We start from the raw sequence: 19,469 nt of genomic DNA on the forward strand, positions 1-19,469 counted from the left end.
CCTTGATAGGATGACTTCGCCGGATGAAAGTGGAGGAATCCATCTTGTTTGCTCATATCGGTGAAGCTTATGGACCATACAGGCAGCGCACATGGCGTTTGCTACCGTGGATCTATTGATGGCTGGAAATTTTTTAAGAGATCTCTGTTCCATCCAGTGTGAAAAGAGACTCAATAGAAAAGGCTAGGTTGCCCTAGCCTTCAAAATCCGATGTGAAATCGATTTGTCCTGTTTATTAAATGAGATTTTAGATTACCAAGCGGTCCACTGGATGGTCCATTGCCAGTTCCCTTGTTGATTATGGACAACATGAGTATGCACATGTTGACTCAACAGCTGTAGAGGATTCCAACTCGAGTAGTTGGAGTGAGTTCCAGCATTCGTTAAATTACCAAAGGCACCCCAGTTGTTATTGGACAGTAATGATTGCAACTGTTGCTCTGCCTGTTGCAACTGTGCGACCCATTGCTGTTGAAGTTGTATCCAGCTTGATCCGTTAGAGGGAAGCAAAGAATTCCAGCTTCCGTTTGGATTTCCAAAAGCTTGTTGTAACTGTTGTTGCAATTGGTTTTGCATCTGTTGCCATTGCTGCCACGCTTCTGAACTATCAGATGATGGGAAAGGACCTGTTGGAACTTGTTGAACGACTGTAATTTGTGGCACTGTAGTGGCTCCAGAGTTGCCTGTATCTGAAGTGTAAAAACTGGTATCTCCTTGGTAGAGCTGTGAAGGCTGAACCAAAACCGTTTGACCGTCAGTGCCAACTAAAGCCATAGGCTCAGTGGATGCATCAGATTGAAGAATAGGTAACCCATTGGCGGTTGCATTTGTATATCGAATCGTACCCATTTGTGCTAACGGAATGAGATTCAACGAGACATCGGAAGGATCTTCGCTTATCCAGTCCGCGCTTGTACCCATCGCTTCCTGATAGGCGGGAGATACTTCTACTTCCTTTGTATATGTTTGGGTTTGTCCATTATCAGATACCACAGCTTTTAACAGGAACGTGTTTGAATTAGCCGATACAGGCGCAATGGAAGCAGAAACGGTTGCTCCAGCCGGAAGAGTCAACCAATCATTCGCTGCATTCGGTAATTTCTCCCAAAAAAGTACATTTTCCGCCTGTCCATTATCCATGGTTTCCACAGTACCCATTTGCAATAAATCTTTTGATTGCACGCCACCGAGCCCAATCCACTGAGCTGCTGCAGACTGATCTTCACCTTCAATGGCTGGGACCTGCCAAGTGCCGGTCACAGAATGAAAGGTTTGACCAGGCTTGGCGATATCGACATAACCAGCCCAGTTTTTGCTGCCGATTTCATCCGTTGCGTATAGGGGAGCATGTTTTATACTTTGAGAATTGGAAGACGCATGCATCTGGAGTGCAATTGTAGCAGGTACAGCTACAACTGCAGACATTAAAATGGCTTTGCCAAGCATGCTGGTGCACCTCCCTCATTCTAGTTGATTAATTTTTATTTTACTGTACTACGGAAACTTCGAAAAGTGCTTGAAAGATAATTCCTCTTCCCAAATTGATGATTTTGTGTCGATTGGGGCAAAGTAAAATGAATCCCCCAACAACTATGTGTATGGAAGTGATGGAAAATGAGAAGACATGCTTGGAGTGCAGCAGCCGTTTTTTTGGCAACCTTTCTGCTGCCGGGCTGTGGCGAATACCATCCTGAACAAAACATCAAATTGAGCAATAACGAAGTTGCCGATATTCTTCCTACTAGTGTAGCCGGTAAACCTATGACCTTAAACATGCCTAAGCGAATTCAGAATCCACCGCCAACTCATGTGGCCATAGTTGGGAAAGAGTTGCATATCTGGTCTGATGATGCTTGGTATGGTCATCAGGTAGAAGTCTTTCACGTACCAGCCCGTGACATTTCATTACAAGATGGACACTTTGCACTTGCCAGTACGGGAAGTGTCCAGAAAATTGCTAGTGGCACCATTCAACCGAATGGCACATGGTCGGTATACTGGCCAGGCGGAGCAGTGTACGTTGCTGATAAGCAACACGAGTTTTTTCTTATTCGTACGAATGAAGGTCAATTCGGACTTGCAGAGTATTCTCCAGCAAAAATCCACCATAAAAATACTTGAAAATAAGCCTCCTTCTCCACGTTGGTGTGGATAGGGAGGCTTATTTCATGTCTGCTCAAACTTATAGAGGTGTAGGTCGTTTACGCTTCCATAAAGTTGCGTAATACAGTCTGGAGAATACCGCCATTGCGGTAGTACTCAATTTCCACATGACTGTCAAGGCGCAGTGTAACAGGGAATGATACGCTTGAACCGTCTTCTTTGTGGGCAACCACTTTGAGTTCTTGGCGAGGAGTTAACTCACCATCTAAGCCTTCAATCGTAAAGGTTTCGCGGCCTGTCAGGCCATGAGTTTCAGCGCTCTCACCATTTTTAAACTGTAATGGCAATACACCCATACCTACCAGGTTACTGCGGTGGATGCGTTCAAAACTCTCCGCAATGACTGCTTTCACACCCAATAAGTATGTTCCTTTAGCAGCCCAGTCACGGGAAGAACCAGTACCGTATTCTTTACCAGCAAGAATAATCAGCGGCAAATGGTTTTCCTGATATTTCATAGCTGCATCGTAAATGGGCATGACTTCGCCATTCGGGAAATAGGTGGTATAGCCTCCTTCAGTGCCTGGGGCAATCTTATTGCGAATACGAATATTCGCAAACGTTCCTCTCATCATTACCTCATGATTGCCGCGCCGTGATCCGTAAGAGTTAAAATCGTAAGGCTCTACTTTGTGATCTACCAAATATTTTCCGGCTGGGCTATTGACAGCAATATTGCCGGCTGGCGAAATATGGTCGGTAGTGACAGAGTCGCCAAGGTAAGCGAGTACACGAGCCTCTTTAATGTTTTCAGCAGGAGGCAGTTCCTTACTAAGACCGACAAAGAAGGGAGGATGTTGGATATAAGTTGATTGTTCATCCCAAGCGTAGAGCTCTCCCTGTGGGACGTCGAGTGCGTTCCAACGCTCGTTGCCTTGGAAAACTTCCGAATAGCGGCTTTGGAATAGCTTGGCGTCCATTGCCAAGTTGACCGCATCAGCCACTTCTTTGCTGCTTGGCCAGATATCTTTCAAATACACCGGTTGACCGTCTTTGCCTGTGCCAAGTGGTTCGCTTGTCAAATCAATATCGACACTGCCAGCGAGAGCATAAGCTACTACAAGCGGCGGTGAAGCCAGATAGTTAGCTCGCACTAAAGAGTGGATGCGGCCTTCAAAGTTGCGGTTGCCAGAAAGTACAGCCGCTACGAGTAAATCATTCTCACGGATTGGCCCTGCAATCTCTTCCGGCAAAGGTCCACTATTTCCGATACAAGTGGTACATCCATAACCAACCACATCGAATCCAATTTGAGCCAACGAGTCGAGCAATCCTGCTTTTTCCAGGTAATCTGTTACTACTCTGGAACCGGGAGCCAGGCTGGTTTTCACATATTTCGGAGGGGTGAGACCTTTTTCTACAGCTTTTTTAGCCAACAGACCAGCACCCATCATGACATATGGGTTAGAAGTGTTGGTACAACTGGTAATGGCTGCAATGGCCACAGCACCTGGTTTCATGGTGGAGGTCGATCCGTCTGGATGATGAATAGCCACTTCTTTCTTGCGGCCAGCTTCATCAAGACCAAATCCGCCTTTATCGACCGGAGTTTGCATGCCATTTTCAAAGGTCGATTTCATATCGCTAAGTTTGATACTGTCTTGTGGACGTTTTGGACCAGCCATGGTGGGTTGAACCGTAGCCAAGTCGAGTTCCAATGTGTCTGTAAATACTGGATCAGCCATACTGTCAGTCCGGAATAAGCCTTGCGCTTTGCAGTAAGTTTCCACAAGCTGTACAAGTTCTTCTTCACGACCAGTATTGCGCAGATAGTTGAGCGTCTCACTGTCTACTGGGAAAAAGCCCATGGTTGCTCCATATTCGGGTGCCATGTTGGCCACAGTAGCGCGATCGGCCAATGAAATATTGGAAAGTCCAGAACCATAAAACTCTACAAATTTTCCTACTACGCCTTTTTTACGCAACATGTGGGTGACGGTCAAGGCTAAATCTGTAGCTGTAGCGCCTTCTGGTAACTGGCCGGTTAGTTTGAATCCAATAACTTCAGGTAACAGTTGATAGAGAGGTTGACCTAGCATACAAGCTTCGGCTTCAATTCCACCAACCCCCCAGCCCAAAACACCAATGCCGTTAATCATGGTTGTATGGGAGTCAGTGCCTACGAGTGAGTCAGGGAAGACAACTATTTCGTTACCCTCTTGCTTTTGTTGGACAACTTTCGCTAAATATTCGAGGTTGACCTGGTGAACAATACCGGTTCCAGGCGGCACTACACGGAAATTGTCAAAGGCGGTTTGTGCCCAACGCAAAAATTTGTAGCGTTCTTCATTGCGTTCAAATTCTTTGTTGATGTTAAATTGCAATGCTTCAGCAGAGCCGAAAGCATCTACTTGTACGGAGTGGTCAATAACTAAATCCACTGGAATGAGGGGATTAATGCGTTTAGGATCACCACCCAGAGTATGCATAGCAGCACGCAGGGCAGCTAGATCGACCACCGCAGGCACTCCTGTAAAATCCTGCAGGAGGATACGTGCAGGCTTAAAAGGCACATCAGCGTTTTGTGGTTTCGGTGCATTCCAATTGGCTAAATCGCGAACATGTTGCTCAGTAATTACTCGTCCGTCCGCCTGTCGCAAAACAGCTTCCAGTAGAATTTTAATGGAAAAAGGAAGACGCGAGACGGAGCCAACTCCAGCCTGTTCCAGTGCCGGCAAGGAATAATAAATATAATTCTTATTGCCAACCTGGAGGTTTTGGCGGGCTTGGAACAGATTGTTTTCTGCCATGTTGAGCACTCCTTTGCTACTATGAGTTCTAGAATATTTTCGCAGACGAAAGGTTCCTTGTAAAATCGATATCCTTTTTTTCGATAGGGATATCACAGGAAAAAATCACAGAACATTCGGTCCTGTCTGTAGCCAGATATCATCTGGACGAGGCGGCAGAGGTCCAATGTTCTGGTAAAACTGGGTTTCTAAACGTCCATTATAGAGTTTGCGACGCTTATGGATAGGTGCTTGAAAGTATTGTTCATAACTGCGATCGCTGGTAATGACAAAAACAGACCAATTTGGATTTTCTTGCTTCATGCGCGAAAGTTCTCGATAGATGTTCGGGAGTTCTGCCCGTTCTCCCATGCGTTCGCCGTAGGGAGGATTGGTAATAATGCAGCCAAACTCGCCATTTGTATGAACATCGGTAATGTTTTTTTTATAAATTTTTACATCTTCTCCTACTCCAGCTTGACGCGCATGATATTCCGCATAAGAAAGGACATCGGCATTGTAATCACTGGCTGTGATATTCAATTCCACATTTTGACGACGGGATTCGCGCGCCTCTTCTCGGGCCATTTGCCAAATTTGTGGAGTGAGAGCCGGCCATTCTTCACTGGCAAAGCTACGACGCAAACCTGGCGCTTGATTTCGCCCAATCATGGCTGCTTCAATGGCAATGGTTCCAGAACCACAGAGCGGATCGAGCAAAGGGCGATGTCCTTGCCATCGACTCAGCAAAACTAATCCCGCTGCTAAAGTTTCGCGAAGAGGGGCCGTGGCCGTGAGTTTACGATAACCGCGTTTATGCAGACCAATACCGCTGCTGTCTAGCCAAATTTGACATTGATTTTTGTGCAGTACAAAAGTGAAAGCAAACAGTGGGCCATTTTCAGGTAATTCATAAACTCCGAATTGTTCACGCATGGTTTCTACCAGTGCTTTTTTAACAATACTCTGACATGCAGGTACGCTGTGTAACTGAGACTGTACTGAACGTCCTGTAACAGGAAAGCGTGCATCAGACGTTAACCAATCTTTGAGACGAATTTCCTTTGTTCCAGTGAAAAGTTGTTCAAAAGTGCGTGCTTCAAACTCAGCAAGTTTAATATAAACTCTGTCCGCTGTTCTTAACCAAAGATTTGCGTAGACAAGTGCAGCAACTGGTCCTGTAAATTCCACATACCCATTCATCGTTTGTGTGTTTTCAAAGCCAAGATTGTGAAGTTCGCGAGCAACCACGGATTCCAATCCGAAAGCTGCTGTCGCGATGAATTGAAACATAGTCAATCTCCTTTTTAGCCAACTGCATGTAAAGTTAGCAGTTACCGTCAAGTTAAGTGATTCATTGTTTTATCAAGACAAACGTGCGCAAGAATGGCCCGTTTCAACGGGCCGATAGCAAGAGAACTATCATGGAGGCTAGCGAGAAACACGCACTCAGGAGATAAATCAAGGCAACCGTTTGGCGTTGTGAAAAACCAGCCCGCAATAGACTGTGATGGACGTGCGATTTATCAGGCTTGTACACGGGTTGACCGCGCCATGCGCGAATCAGCACTACACGTAAGGCATCAAAAATGGGTACACCCAAAGCTAAAACAGGGACGACAATGGATACGATTGTAGCGGATTTGAAGGAACCAATAGCAGCAATACTACCAAGTGTATAACCTAAAACAGTACTTCCAGCATCCCCCATAATAATCTTGGCAGGGTGGAAGTTGTGGCGCAAAAATCCAAGCGCTGCACCTACGACAGCTAAGGCGAATATAGCTGATGCGTGATCAGTTTTAAGCAGAGCTACAAAAAATAAAGTGATGCCTGAAATTGCAGCAATGCCAGCTGCCAGCCCATCTACACCGTCCAGAAAATTAAAGACATTAATCACGCCTACAATCCAGACAACAGTAATGATTTGAGCCAGAAGATGCGGCATTACAATAAAGCCGGGTGAATCAAAAGGTGAACTGACCACACGGATAACTCCACCGAATGCAGGTACCATCAAGGCGGCAATAATTTGAATCATAAATCGAACAGCTACGGAAAAATCTTTTCCGCGAGTTTTATAAAAATCGTCTATGACGCCAATCAAAAACAATAAAAACGCGCCGACCATAACACCGAAATAAGGGGAAGCCAAAGATTTTAACTTTATAAAATAAAGAATACCTGCTGCCAAGATACCCATGAAAATAGCTGCACCGCCAAGTAACGGGAGAGGTTGCTGATGAATTTTTCGCTCGTTGGGCAAATCAACAAATTTCCATCGCATTGCTAATTTGCGAGCAGCAGGAGTGCAGATAAACGAGAGAATAAAAGCGATACAGCCAGGCAACCAGACGTTCATTGTTGCAACACCGCACGAATACGTGTAAGTGCATCATCCAATTCCGGTTTTTCAATAATCAATGGCGGCGCAAAGCGAATGACATTTTCGTGTGTCTCTTTGCAGAGAAGCCCACGTTGCATCAGTGCTTCGCAGTAGGGGCGGGCAGATGTATTCAGTTCAAGCCCAATAAACAAACCCCGTCCTCTCACTTGAACAATGTGTCGATTTTGGATTTGTTGCAGGTTATGCAAAAAATATTTGCCCAGCTCCAGTGAGCGTTCAGCCAAATTCTCTTCTAAAGTGACATCTATGGCTGCAATGGCGACAGCGCAAGCAAGCGGATTTCCGCCAAATGTCGAACCGTGTGAACCCGGATTGAAGACATCCAGAATTTCTTTCTTTGCAGATACAGCGGAGATAGGAAAAACTCCACCGCCCAACGCTTTACCAAGAATGTACATATCAGGTTTTACATTTTCCCAGTCACAAGCAAACATTTTACCTGTTCGTCCAAATCCTGTTTGAATTTCATCAGCAATAAACAGGACACGATTGGCTTGGCAAAGTTCCAGAGCTTGTTTCAGATATCCCTCCGGTGGCAGGATAATACCAGCTTCTCCTTGAATAGGCTCTATTAAGAAAGCGGCCGTATTTTCTGTAATCGCGTTTTGTAAAGCTTGAATGTCACCGTAAGGAATCACTTTAAATCCTGGCGTGAGGGGTCCAAACTGACGCTGATATTCTTTTTCTGAAGACATCGAGATTGCGGTGACGGTGCGACCGTGAAAATTACCTTGACAGACAATAATTTCCGCTTGATGGTCAGCTACCCCTTTTACCTCATAAGCCCAGCGCCTAGCCGCTTTGATAGCTGTTTCTACTGCTTCAGCACCTGTATTCATAGGGAGTACTTTGTCCATCTTCGTCAGCCGGCAAAGTTTTTCATAAAAGAGTCCCAAATTATCACTATGAAACGCGCGTGATGTAAGTGTAACGCGATCGGCCTGCTCTTTGAGAGCAGCGATGATGCGAGGATGTCTATGCCCTGGATTAAGCGCGGAATAAGCGCTTAGCATGTCCATATAGCGATTGCCTTCGGGATCCTCCACCCAAATTCTTTCCGCTTTGCTCACGACGATGGGCAATGGATGATAATTATGTGCGCCAAGCCGTTCTGTCTGTTCCATGATGATTTGCGATCTCGATAGGTTTTGAGACATATTCATACCCCTTCCATACACTGTCAACCTTTTGGGTCACAGCTTGAACCCTTGCTGATTTCAATATCTTTTGGCAGCTTGGCGCTGGCCATCAGCCAACGCCAGTGCCAGTCAGTGCCGGATAGATAAAGATTTCAGAGTGCGTCAATGCACCAAGATACTGAATTCAGTTGCGATGTTTCACGTCACCGTTTTTGACGCGTGTCCACTTTCGGTTACCATTGGTTGTGCGTGGAAACCGATCGCCTTTATGCAGGTGGAGTTCACGCGCATGCAGGATTCCTTCACTGTCTGGGTGTTCGCCAATTTCTCGATATACGCCGTCATTGGGTACTTCCCATCCGGGTTCAAACTGGTTATGCTCTCCGCCCATCTGGAACGCCTCCTCATGCATTGGAACTGCAACTGTCCTTTTCACAGTATGCTTTGGCGTTGGGCGAATCTATGCATGTACAACAGGATTGACCCATTGTACCATTTTAGGCGAGTGTAACCTCTTTGCAGAGGTAGACATCCTGAATCGCATGCAAAAGCGCAGCACCTTCCTGCATGGGGCGTTGGAACGCTTTGCGACCAGATATTAGTCCCATACCACCAGCTCGTTTGTTGATAACCGCAGTACGGACGGCTTCAGCAAAATCATTCTCGCCGCTGGCGCCGCCAGAGTTAATAAGACCAATTCTTCCCATATAACAATTGGCTACTTGATAGCGCGTCAAGTCGATGGGATGGGGGCTGGTCAATTCCGTGTAGATGCGTTCGTCGGTTTTTCCGTAAGAACTTCCTTCCATATTAAGAGCTTTAAATCCTCCATTGGTTTCGGGAAGTTTTTGTTTGATAATATCAGCTTCAATGGTTACACCGAGATGATTGGCTTGACCTGTCAAGTCTGCAGCCAAATGATAGTCTGTTTTGCCTTGCTTAAACTGCGGATTACGCAAGTAACACCATAAAATCGTAAACATTCCAAGCTCGTGGGCTCGTGCAAATGCCTCACTGACTTCTTGCAATTGGCGAGTGGATTCATCAGAACCGAAGTAGATGGTAGCTCCAATTCCAGCTGCCCCCATATCGTAAGCCTGCTGAACACTGGCAAACATGACCTGATCGAACTTGTTTGGGTATGTGAGCAGTTCATTGTGATTAATCTTTACAATAAAAGGAATCTTGTGTGCGTACTTGCGAGATGTCAATGCTAAAACACCAAGAGTGGATGCAACGCCATTGCATCCGCCTTCCAAAGCCAATTTCACAATGTTTTCCGGATTGAAGTAAGCTGGATTTTTAGCAAATGAAGCACCTGCAGAATGTTCAATCCCTTGATCCACCGGCAAGATGGAAACATAGCCTGTACCTGCTAAACGACCGGTGTCAAGCAATCTCTGTAAGTTGCCTAGCACACGGTTGTTTCGGTTGGATGCAGCAAAAACGTCATCAACCGCTGTTGCTGACGGAGCATATAAATCACTGGCTGGGATGGTCTGGCTGACATGTTCCAGTAAATCATCAGCTTCTTGACCTAAATATTCGCGAATTTTTTCAATCATAGGGGAGCCACTCCTTCGCCCGGGTTCATTTGCATCCGCTTTAAGCAGTTTGCGTCTTGAATGCCCGAATCTTGTTTTGTACGATTATTAATGTAGCAGAAAGTAGGCACTTGGCAAATACGGCCATTCAGTGTCCCGCTGATTCTTGATAAAGAATGAATTAACAAGTAAGTCGAATCTGATGATTGAACCTGTTTAAAACGGAGAGGAGTCCATTTATTTTGTATACACGTGAGAAAACACGACCCGTACGTGTCGGTGATTTGGTCATTGGCGGAAATCATCAAGTCGTCATACAGAGTATGACGACAACGAAGACAGCGGATGTCAAAGCTACAGTTGCTGAGATTCTTCGTCTGGAAGAAGCAGGTTGTCAGGTGGTTCGTGTAACGGTCAACACACGAGAAGCGGCTGCTGCCATTCCTGAAATTAAGAAGCAAATTCACATCCCTTTGGTTGCAGATATTCACTTTGATTATCGTCTTGCTTTAGAGGCCATTCGCGGTGGAGTAGATAAGGTACGTATTAATCCAGGCAACATCGGCAAGCGGGATCGAGTGGAGGAAGTGGTCAAGGCTTGTAAGGAGCGACAAATTCCGATACGTATTGGCGTAAATGCCGGTTCGCTTGAACGCCATATATTAGAGAAATATGGCTATCCAACTGCAGAAGGAATGTTAGAAAGTGCACTCCATCACATTCGTATTTTAGAAGAGCTTGATTTTTACGACATTATTGTATCCATGAAAGCGTCTGATGTACCGCTTGCTATTGAATCCTATCGTTTGGCTGCAGAATCATTTCCCTATCCGTTGCATTTGGGAATCACTGAGTCGGGTACTTTGTTTGGCGGGACTATCAAAAGTTCAGCGGGGCTAGGAACACTTTTACAAATGGGGATCGGCAATACCATGCGCGTCTCTTTGTCGGCCGATCCGGTTGAAGAAATTCGCGTTGCCCGTGAGCTTTTGAAAACTTTTCACATAGTCTCTGATGCGGTCACCATTGTCTCCTGTCCGACGTGTGGACGTATCGATATCGATCTTATTTCACTTGCCAGTGAGATTGAACGTTTCACTGAAAATATTCGCGCTCCCATTAAAGTCTCCGTACTTGGTTGTGCGGTCAACGGACCTGGAGAGGCGCGTGAAGCGGATATAGGTGTTGCTGGCGCTCGTGGAGAAGGATTATTGTTCCGGCGCGGCGAAGTCGTCCGCAAGGTTCCGGAGCAGGAATTACTGGACGAATTAAAGAAAGAAATACTTATCATGGCTAAGCGATATGAAGAAACGGGCAGTATCTACGAAGAAGGGGAGATCCGGAAAGTGTAATCCGGAAAAATTTTTCACGCTGTTTTTCGAGAAACAGGAGACGCTATGTTTTAGCAATTCACACTCATAGACATCTCAATCAGAAATGATTTCGAGACGGGTTTCTCAAAAAAAGAAGGCAGGTCGACAAAAGGTTTAGACTTTGTCTGTCGACCGCCTTTTTTACTTCATTGCTTGGCCATGAAAATGAGGAGTAGGAGGGGTTTCATGGAAGCAGGTTTTCGCAAACAACTCGGTTTTTGGTCCCTAACAGCGGCTTCCATTGGAGGAGTGATTGGTTCCGGTTGGCTGTTTAGCGCCATGTATGCTGCTCAAGCTGCCGGTCCAGCTGCTATTTTGGCCTGGATTATTGGTGGACTTGCCATGCTTTGCGTGGGGTTGGTTTATTCAGAGCTTGGGGCGACGCGTCCTGAAGCTGGCGGTATTGTTCGCTATCCAACGTATTCAAATGGAACATTGGTCTCATCTATCGTTTCATGGAGTACCTGGATTAGCTATTCTGCTAATGCGCCAACAGAGGCTTCAGCGGTTATGCAGTATCTCAGTCATTTTTTTCCTGCCTTATATAACGGAAAATCGTTAACCGGTTTGGGGATTACTTTTGCCATATTACTTATGCTTGTTTTTGTTGTTATCAATTACTTTGGTGTACGCCTGTTTGCGCGAGTCAATAATACCATTACGGCCATTAAAGTAGGCGTACCGCTTTTGACGATTGTAGCCCTTCTTGCTACTTCGTTTCATCCGGGAAACCTTAACAGTCCAGCAGCAGGTGGTTTTGCGCCGTATGGACTGGCAGGTGCGCTTGGTGCCATCGCTACTTCAGGAATCGTATTTGCGTATACTGGATTTCGTCAGGCCATCGATCTCTCCGGAGAAGCGGCTAATCCCAAAAGAGATGTTCCGCGCGCTGTGATCACGGTTGTGCTCGTCTCTATTGTGGTGTACCTGCTTTTGCAAATTGCCTTTATTGGTGCTTTGCCACATTCATTGTTGAGTCATGGATTTGGATCTATTAATTTCAAATCGCCTTTTGCCAATATTGCATTGCTTATTAATTTAACGTGGCTTTCGTGGATTCTATATGCGGATTCAGCTATATCTCCAACGGGCAGTGCAATTGTCTATGCGGCATCGAATGCTCGAGTTACTTATTCCATGGGAGTTAACCGTTTCTTCCCCAAATTTGTAACGCGATTGCATCCCAAATATCGAGTACCTTTTGTCGCGCTCTTTATTAATATTTTACTTGGGTTCACTTTACTTTTACCGCTTCCCAGTTGGCATTCGTTAATTGCGGTAATGGGTTCATTAACGGGCTTCAGCTATGCGACAGGTGCTGTTGCTGTGATTGCTTTTCGTCGCAAAGGATTGAGTGGCAAAGATACACAAATCCGTGGTATCAACCTTATTGCTCCGATTGCTTTCGTAGTTTCTGGCCTGATTTCGTATTGGGCTGGATGGGACAAACTGAGCAAAGCCATCATCTTGCTCATCATCGGAATTATTGTATATTTCTGGTCTTATTTTCACTATAAAAAGCCACGTAAAGATATTGTTGGTGGAATATGGATGCTTGCCTATATTTTCTTAATGCTCATTTGTTCTTATCTTGGCACATTTGGCGGAAAACATTGGATTCCTGCTCCTTGGGATTCGATTGTTGTTGCTATCATGAGCTTTATCATCTTCTGGATTGGCGTGAAATCTGCCGATTGGTATATGCGTCAAGAAAAAGCGAGTCACTATGAAGAGTATATGGCTTCAGTAGATGAGAATACTGGACTTCCTGGCTGACAACATCAAATAAGCTATGCATAGAAAGATAAACACGGGGAAGCCAGCCATAAAATCCTGTCTACGCGATCGGGCCGCAAATGGAGAAGAAGCGTTACAGCGCCTCTCGACATTGCGGCTCTTTTCGGTGTAGTGTGATAAGGGCAGTCATATTTATCATTTGCATTTTGATTTACAAAACAGTTGATGAATGATTTGTGAAGGAGAGACTATCAATGGCCAAGCCGTTTATTCTTTTAACAGGTATGAGGGAGACTAAGCCATCGCGCGTTCCAGGTATGCCACTTCAGGCTGCCTCAGTCACAGATGATTATGCTCGAGGTGTAGAACGAGCAGGTGGATTACCACTTTTGGTTCCTTATTTAGAAGATATGGATCATGTAAAAGAATTGGTCGAGTTGTCAGATGGACTGTTACTGACAGGCGGAGAGGATGTAGCACCTGAAGTCTATCAAGAAGAACCGAGACATGAGCTAGGTGACTTGTCCCCCGATCGCGATAGGTTAGAAATGACCTTGATTCAAGCGATGCATCAAAAAGGCAAGCCTATTTTTGGAATATGTCGGGGTATGCAAATGTTAAACGCTGTACTTGGAGGAACGCTATATCAAGATTTGCGTCTTGAATGGGAAGGAAATATTCAACACGCACAACGAGCTCCACGGAACTTTCTATCTCATCAAGTTAATTTGAAAGATGGGTCTCAAATTCGTTCAGCTCTCGGTGAGGTATCCGAATTGCGTGTCAACTCTTTTCACCATCAAGCAGTTCGAAAACTAGCCCCAGGATTTCAAGCTGTTGCGTTTGATCCGGAAGGATTGGTGGAAGCCATGGAATCAGACAATCAGGAAACGCTGATGTTTGCTGTGCAGTGGCATCCAGAAAACTTGTGGCGTGATTATCCTGTCTTTTTAGGCCTCTTCCGATTACTTGTAGATGCTGCCGCTGAGAGAAAAACCAAGTTCTAAATTTCAAACAAGATATGTCCAGTTTCTTAAAACTAAACGCTCAATATGAATGAAAACCTCCCGATTTTCTGTCATTGAGCAGAATACCGGGAGGTTTTGACGATACTGAGAAAATATTTCGGTTAGGTAGCCTTAGCTCTGATTGGAGCTATTGGAAACCCACCAGTATTGCATTTGTGGGAAAGCTGTTGCAGCGTCCAAATACTGCAGAACGTTATGGACGTTGGATGAAGTTACCACTAAAGAAGCAATATTCAAGTTCCAAAGGAACGGTAACACATGCGCTGTGTAGTCTTCATATTGGAAGAAATTCTGCATGGTCTGTTGTTCCGTAGGATATGGTTGATGAGTTTCGGAAATTAACTTGTCTTCTTGCGGATCGCTAAATCCTGTTCCAGAAGGTGCACCCGTCTTGAACAGCTGACCGCCAGTTGGATAGAAACCAGGGCCGTTATAGTCCCAACCTGTACCAAATGCCAAATCCCATCCTGTTGGGTTTTTGCTGTTTGCAGTAACGGTCAAGAAGGTGGAGAATGGCATAGGTTTCAATGTGACATCTACACCAATTTGAGCCCAGTCTTCTTTCATCAACTCAGCCTGGTCTTCAGTAGAAGTACTACCACTAGCGTAAATCATGGTAAACTTCATCTGTTGGCCATTTTTGGTCATAACACCATTAACTTCTTTCCAACCGTGTTGCTCAAGCAATTGCTTAGCTTTCGTTGGGTTGTATGGATACGGATTTTGCAAGTTAGGATCAAGGAATTTCGTCTGTGGAACAGGCGGAATTGGACCAAAGAGCGGTTGAGCGTATCCTTTATAGATATCCTTGGCCGCACTTTCATTGTCAATGGCCATCTGCAAAGCTTGACGCACGTATAATTTGTCAAAGATAGGTGCATTTTTTGCGCCAGGATACATGTTCATTTCTGTCCAGAAAATACCAAACGGATATTCTGGCGTAATGGTGTAACCTTTAGAAGTTAAAGCGCCTTTTTCGCCCAATTGAGTCGGGTCAATATAGCCTACATTGATGTTGCCAGATTGTAAAGCGGCAAACTCGGCAGTATTAGAAGCTTCGTACTGGAAGATAATCTTATCTACCAAGCTCTTATGACCAGGATAGTTTGGGTTGGGCTTAATGACCCATTCTTGGTTTGGAGTAGCGCTGACGGGTTCAAAGGGCCCATCGACAACAGTATCAAACATTAAGTTCGTTGCGTTGCTTCCCAAGTATTTAATCTCTTGGGTCATATTGTTAGGATATTTATCCCAGGCATGCGCCGGCATAGGTGTAATTTGAATAATGCCATTATATTCAAACCATTGCTGGTTGGCCGGTTTTTTCAAAGTAAACGTGACTTCGTAAGGCCCATTCGCTACAACGCTCTTTACACCATTTGGAATATCACCCGTACCTGCACCTACAAAAGGCCAAGGACTTGGTGCGTTACTTGCACTTGCCGCTTTAATCACATTCCAAGTAAACAAAACGTCTTTGGAAGTGACAGGTTGGCCGTCAGACCATTTCCATTTAGGATTTAGATACACATGATAAACGGTACCCTGACTATTCGCTACAATTTTTTGTGCAATTGAAGAATTCCAATTGATTGTATAGTCGTTGTTGATCCAGAGCATCGGTTTATATAATTGATCGACTAGCTGAGTGTTGTAAACACTGTCGTTTGCCGCATTGGTGATAGGCAAAAACCAGTTTAAGTTGGTTTGAGCAGGCAATGCGTACGTTATGGTTCCACCTTTTTGAGGTGTAAGGTTGGAACTCGAACCTGCACCCTGACTGCTGTTGGTTGGGGATGTTCCACAACCTGAGACAGCCAGCAGTAAACCTGTAGAAAGTGCGCCAACCGCGAGCATGGCTCGACGGCTTTTGCGAACAGCCATTAGCTTTCTCTTCACACATATCGCCCCTTTTTATGGTGTCGTAAATCATGATTCCCTTGAATAGCCGCTGTAATTCTCAAGCAGCCCGGCAAAACAGCACGCCTCCTAATTGGAGGCGCAGACTGATTTTCATGCCGTATATGAAACTATCACAAAATCACGTATATTTCATCATGATTCGCAAAATATTTTTTTGAATTTGTATGACAAATTCACCAAATAGATAGAAATGAGACACATTAATTGCTGCTGTTGCTTTGACCCGATACCCACCAATATTGCATTTGTGGGAAATCAGTTGCGCCATTGTAATATTGTTGCACATTGTGAACATTGGACGCAGAAACTACTAATGTAGCCACATTGTTATTCCAAATAATAGGCAATTGTTTGGCCGTGAACTCTTCATAAGCAAAGAAAGCTTTCATGTTTTGAGCGTCTGTACTATATGGTTGATGGGTAGCCGCGATTAAAGCATCTTCTTCTGGATTGCTGTAACCAAACCCGGATGGTGCATTGGTTGCATAAAGTTGACCGCCTGTTGGGTAGAAACCAGGTCCATTGTAGAACCAGCCTGAACCCGTGGCCATCTGCCAAGAATTCGGATCTTTAGGATTGCTTGTGACCGAAATAAGTGTGGAGAAAGGCATGGGTTTAAGGGTGACTTGAATGCCTTCTTGAGCCCAGCCCTGAACCATGAGTTCGGCTTCGTCCTGTCCTGATGTGGTACCACTCACATAAAGCATGGTGAATTTTAGCTTTTGATTACCTTTCGTCATTACACCGTTTACTTCATGCCAGCCATGTTCTTCTAAAAGTTTTTTTCCAGCCGCCGGGTTGTAGGGGTAAGGATTGTGCGTCAGGGTCGGGTCGAGGAATTGTGTTTTAGGCACGGTTGGAATTGGACCGTATGCTGGTGCCCCGTAACCATGGAAGACTGACTGATCAATAGCGTTGCGATCAATACCCATATCAATAGCTTGGCGAATGTATAGTTGATCAAAAATAGGGGCTGTTTTTGCGCCCGGGAACATGTTTAATTGTGTGTTGTAGTATCCGAAACTGTATTCAGGTGTAATGGTATAGCCTTTTGAAAGAAGAGCTTGGCGCGAACCGTATTGGCTTAGGTCTAGGTATCCGACATTGACAGTACCAGATTCAAGTGCCGAAAACTCAGCGGCATTGGAAGCTTCATAAGCAAAAATCAGCTTATGAATAATACTCTTGTGCCCGTCGTATTTGGGGTTAGGAACGAGTGTCCAAGATTGGTTTGGCACAGCGTTCTTCATCATAAATGGTCCATCTACCACGGAATCAAACATAGGATTGGTGGCGTTGGCGCCCAAATACTTAATTTCTTCAGTGATATTGTTGGGATATTTATTCCATGCAGATGCTGGCATTGGAATGATTTGAATTAAACCGTTGTAAATAAACCAATGCTGGTTGGCAGGCTTATCTAAAGTGAAAGTTACCTCGTACGGGCTGTTGGCAACAACACTGGCTACTCCGTTTGGAATATCGCCAGTTCCAACTCCAACATACGGCCATGGGTTAGGTGCGTTATTGGCGCTAGCTGCCTTAATCACATTCCAACTGAAGAGAACATCTTTAGAAGTGATAGGTTGGCCGTTAGACCAGTGCCATTTGGGGTTTAAGAAAACATGATATACCGTACCTTTTTTGTTGTAAGTTATCTTACTGGCAATCGATGAATTCCAGTTGATGTTATAGTTGTTGTCAATCCAAATGAGCGGTTTATACATTTGATAGATAAGCTGGAAGTTGGCCACGCTGTCCGCAGCGGCGTTAGAAATAGGGAAAAACCAATCCAGATTGGTTTGTGGAGCCACCGCAAAAGTAATCGTACCTCCGGGTGTTGGCTGACTGTTGGAAGAGCTTCCGGTTGACGAATTGGTGTTACTTGCCGTACCACAACCAGCCACGGTCATCATCAAACCAATGGCAGCTGCGCCCAATGTGTAAGTGGATTTTCTTTTGTACCAAGATGCTGTGTGTGACTTGCGTTTTGACATTTGTTGACCCCCATGGTTTCTAAATTTTATAAGCTTAGACGCTACTTGGATGACCGTGCGTTTAGCTTTCTTGCTGTATAGGACAGCTGGCCATTCTTTCTGAAAGAATGGTGTTATTTAATCTATCATATTCTGTCTCTGAATTCATCTGGTATTCTCAATATTTTATATATTTTTATCTTTGTGAAGAGACTTGCGAAGTTTGCTTTGAAAGCGTTAACATTAAGGAAAGCAAGCAAGCGCTTGTTTCCTGATGGAGGGGATGAATTTGACAACTCAGCATCCTGTATCCATGCGGCCACAACTGCACGGTTTAGGTGTGTATGCTCCGGGAATGCCCATTGAAGAAGTGGCTAGACGTTATGGGATCTCACGTATCATCAAATTAGCCTCAAATGAAAATCCGCGGGGTTGTTCAACACGAGCTACTGAAGCTGTGGTGCGTGAAATGCAGCGTGCCTCGCTCTATCCTGAAGCGCTTGGACCGGAATTGCGCGCAAAAATAGCAGCACGTGAGCAACTGTCGGAAGAACAGGTACTCATTGGAAACGGATCAGACGAACTGATTCGACTCCTTACTCGCGCTTATATTGAGCCTGGAGATGAGGTGGTCATGGCGGATATTACGTTCCCGCGATATCCGACCAACGTACGTATTGAAGGTGGAACAGTACGAACTGTGTCTCTCAAAAATGGTGTTCATGACTTGGCAGCAATGTTGGAGTGTATGGGCTCACGAACGAAAATGGTTTTTGTCTGCAATCCAAACAATCCTACAGGTACTGTGGTCGACCATCATCAGCTTCTGGAATTTATTCAAGCGGTTCCTGAGAACATCATGCTGGTACTCGATGAAGCGTATATCGAGTATGTGACAGAAGAAGTTCTGGAAAGCGCGCGTCTATTGCAGAATCACCCCAATCTAGTTATTCTCCGAACCTTTTCCAAAATATATGGTCTTGCTGGATTGCGTATAGGTTACGGTTTGATGCACCCGGATATTGCGGGAGCCTTGGTGCGAGTCAAAGATGCATTCAATACGAGTCGAGTCGCACAGGTAGCCGCTTTTGCCGCGTTAGACGATCAAGCTTTTGTTCAAGCATGTCGACTGGAGAACGCCCAAGAGAGAGAGCGGGTGAGTCGGATTTTGCTTGACAAAGGTTGGGATGTATATCCATCGCAAGCGAATTTTGTGATGGCCAAAGTACAGGAAGATGGTATGAAATGGTTCCAGGCGTTGCTCAGTAAAGGGATCGTAATACGAGCGGGTCAACAATTGGAAGCGGATCCTCAGACTCTACGTATCACTATCGGCACACCCGAAGAAAACGATTTTCTTCTGGAATCTATAAATTCTCTCTATCAGGATGGAACTTTCCAATTGTCTTGAAAGATGATTAGATGAAGCGTTTATCAGTTCACCTTGAGA

At 45.0% G+C, this 19,469-nt stretch carries 14 protein-coding genes; 5 read left to right on the plus strand and 9 right to left on the minus strand.

All coding sequences use genetic code 11. The annotated features are described in order from the left end of the window. Window positions 1–252: 252 nt before the first annotated feature. Window positions 253–1,446: a G1 family glutamic endopeptidase gene (locus tag ACOJUR_RS05305; protein WP_203114579.1), complete on the minus strand. Its 1,194-nt coding sequence runs from the start codon at window positions 1,444–1,446 to the stop codon at window positions 253–255. A 168-nt stretch (window positions 1,447–1,614) separates the two neighbouring features. On the opposite strand from ACOJUR_RS05305, the gene ACOJUR_RS05310 reads away from it, so the two are divergent. After that, window positions 1,615–2,121, plus strand: coding sequence for a hypothetical protein (locus ACOJUR_RS05310; protein ID WP_072874818.1), 507 nt, complete (start codon window positions 1,615–1,617; stop codon window positions 2,119–2,121). 80 nt (window positions 2,122–2,201) lie between these two features. On the opposite strand, the gene acnA is transcribed toward ACOJUR_RS05310, so the two are convergent. From acnA to ACOJUR_RS05340, 6 genes are all read right to left on the minus strand, one after another. After that, entirely contained in the window at window positions 2,202–4,913 is a 2,712-nt protein-coding gene (acnA, locus tag ACOJUR_RS05315) for an aconitate hydratase AcnA (protein ID WP_072874817.1), read from the minus strand. 105 nt (window positions 4,914–5,018) lie between these two features. Then, complete coding sequence (locus ACOJUR_RS05320) at window positions 5,019–6,185, minus strand: THUMP domain-containing class I SAM-dependent RNA methyltransferase (RefSeq protein WP_072874816.1); 1,167 nt, start codon at window positions 6,183–6,185, stop codon at window positions 5,019–5,021. A 103-nt stretch (window positions 6,186–6,288) separates the two neighbouring features. Next, complete coding sequence (locus ACOJUR_RS05325; protein ID WP_306953201.1) at window positions 6,289–7,254, minus strand: MraY family glycosyltransferase; 966 nt, start codon at window positions 7,252–7,254, stop codon at window positions 6,289–6,291. Continuing rightward, entirely contained in the window at window positions 7,251–8,456 is a 1,206-nt protein-coding gene (locus ACOJUR_RS05330; protein ID WP_420949460.1) for an ornithine--oxo-acid transaminase, read from the minus strand. The genes ACOJUR_RS05325 and ACOJUR_RS05330 overlap by 4 nt, the downstream gene beginning before the upstream one ends. Before the next feature lie 166 nt (window positions 8,457–8,622). Beyond that, window positions 8,623–8,829 (minus strand): YjzC family protein, encoded by a 207-nt coding sequence (locus ACOJUR_RS05335; protein WP_072874813.1) that lies wholly within the window; start codon window positions 8,827–8,829, stop codon window positions 8,623–8,625. A 106-nt stretch (window positions 8,830–8,935) separates the two neighbouring features. Continuing rightward, complete coding sequence (locus ACOJUR_RS05340; protein ID WP_420949461.1) at window positions 8,936–10,003, minus strand: class I fructose-bisphosphate aldolase; 1,068 nt, start codon at window positions 10,001–10,003, stop codon at window positions 8,936–8,938. 221 nt (window positions 10,004–10,224) lie between these two features. Here ACOJUR_RS05340 and ispG point away from each other — a divergent pair, with 221 nt between their 5' ends. The 3 genes from ispG to ACOJUR_RS05355 all read left to right on the plus strand — a co-directional run bounded on the left by ispG (window position 10,225) and on the right by ACOJUR_RS05355 (window position 14,099). Next, window positions 10,225–11,334, plus strand: coding sequence for a flavodoxin-dependent (E)-4-hydroxy-3-methylbut-2-enyl-diphosphate synthase (ispG, locus tag ACOJUR_RS05345; protein WP_420949462.1), 1,110 nt, complete (start codon window positions 10,225–10,227; stop codon window positions 11,332–11,334). Between the two features lie 207 nt (window positions 11,335–11,541). Next, window positions 11,542–13,131 (plus strand): APC family permease, encoded by a 1,590-nt coding sequence (locus tag ACOJUR_RS05350; protein WP_203114572.1) that lies wholly within the window; start codon window positions 11,542–11,544, stop codon window positions 13,129–13,131. A 215-nt stretch (window positions 13,132–13,346) separates the two neighbouring features. Beyond that, window positions 13,347–14,099: a gamma-glutamyl-gamma-aminobutyrate hydrolase family protein gene (locus ACOJUR_RS05355; RefSeq protein ID WP_306953190.1), complete on the plus strand. Its 753-nt coding sequence runs from the start codon at window positions 13,347–13,349 to the stop codon at window positions 14,097–14,099. Between the two features lie 132 nt (window positions 14,100–14,231). On the opposite strand, the gene ACOJUR_RS05360 is transcribed toward ACOJUR_RS05355, so the two are convergent. Both ACOJUR_RS05360 and ACOJUR_RS05365 read right to left on the minus strand, forming a co-directional pair. Next, on the minus strand, window positions 14,232–16,004 hold the full coding sequence (locus ACOJUR_RS05360) for a peptide ABC transporter substrate-binding protein (RefSeq protein WP_072872774.1): 1,773 nt from the start codon (window positions 16,002–16,004) through the stop codon (window positions 14,232–14,234). Window positions 16,005–16,243: 239 nt separating this feature from the next. Continuing rightward, window positions 16,244–18,040: a peptide ABC transporter substrate-binding protein gene (locus ACOJUR_RS05365; protein WP_072872775.1), complete on the minus strand. Its 1,797-nt coding sequence runs from the start codon at window positions 18,038–18,040 to the stop codon at window positions 16,244–16,246. Between the two features lie 262 nt (window positions 18,041–18,302). Here ACOJUR_RS05365 and hisC point away from each other — a divergent pair, with 262 nt between their 5' ends. Then, the gene (hisC, locus tag ACOJUR_RS05370) at window positions 18,303–19,430 is read left to right on the plus strand and encodes a histidinol-phosphate transaminase (RefSeq protein WP_420949463.1); all 1,128 of its coding nucleotides are present in this window, start codon (window positions 18,303–18,305) and stop codon (window positions 19,428–19,430) included. The last annotated feature ends 39 nt before the right edge of the window (window positions 19,431–19,469 follow it).

Origin of the sequence: Alicyclobacillus tolerans (assembly GCF_048984885.1) — a bacterium.
Lineage (GTDB): Bacteria > Bacillota > Bacilli > Alicyclobacillales > Alicyclobacillaceae > Alicyclobacillus_I > Alicyclobacillus_I tolerans.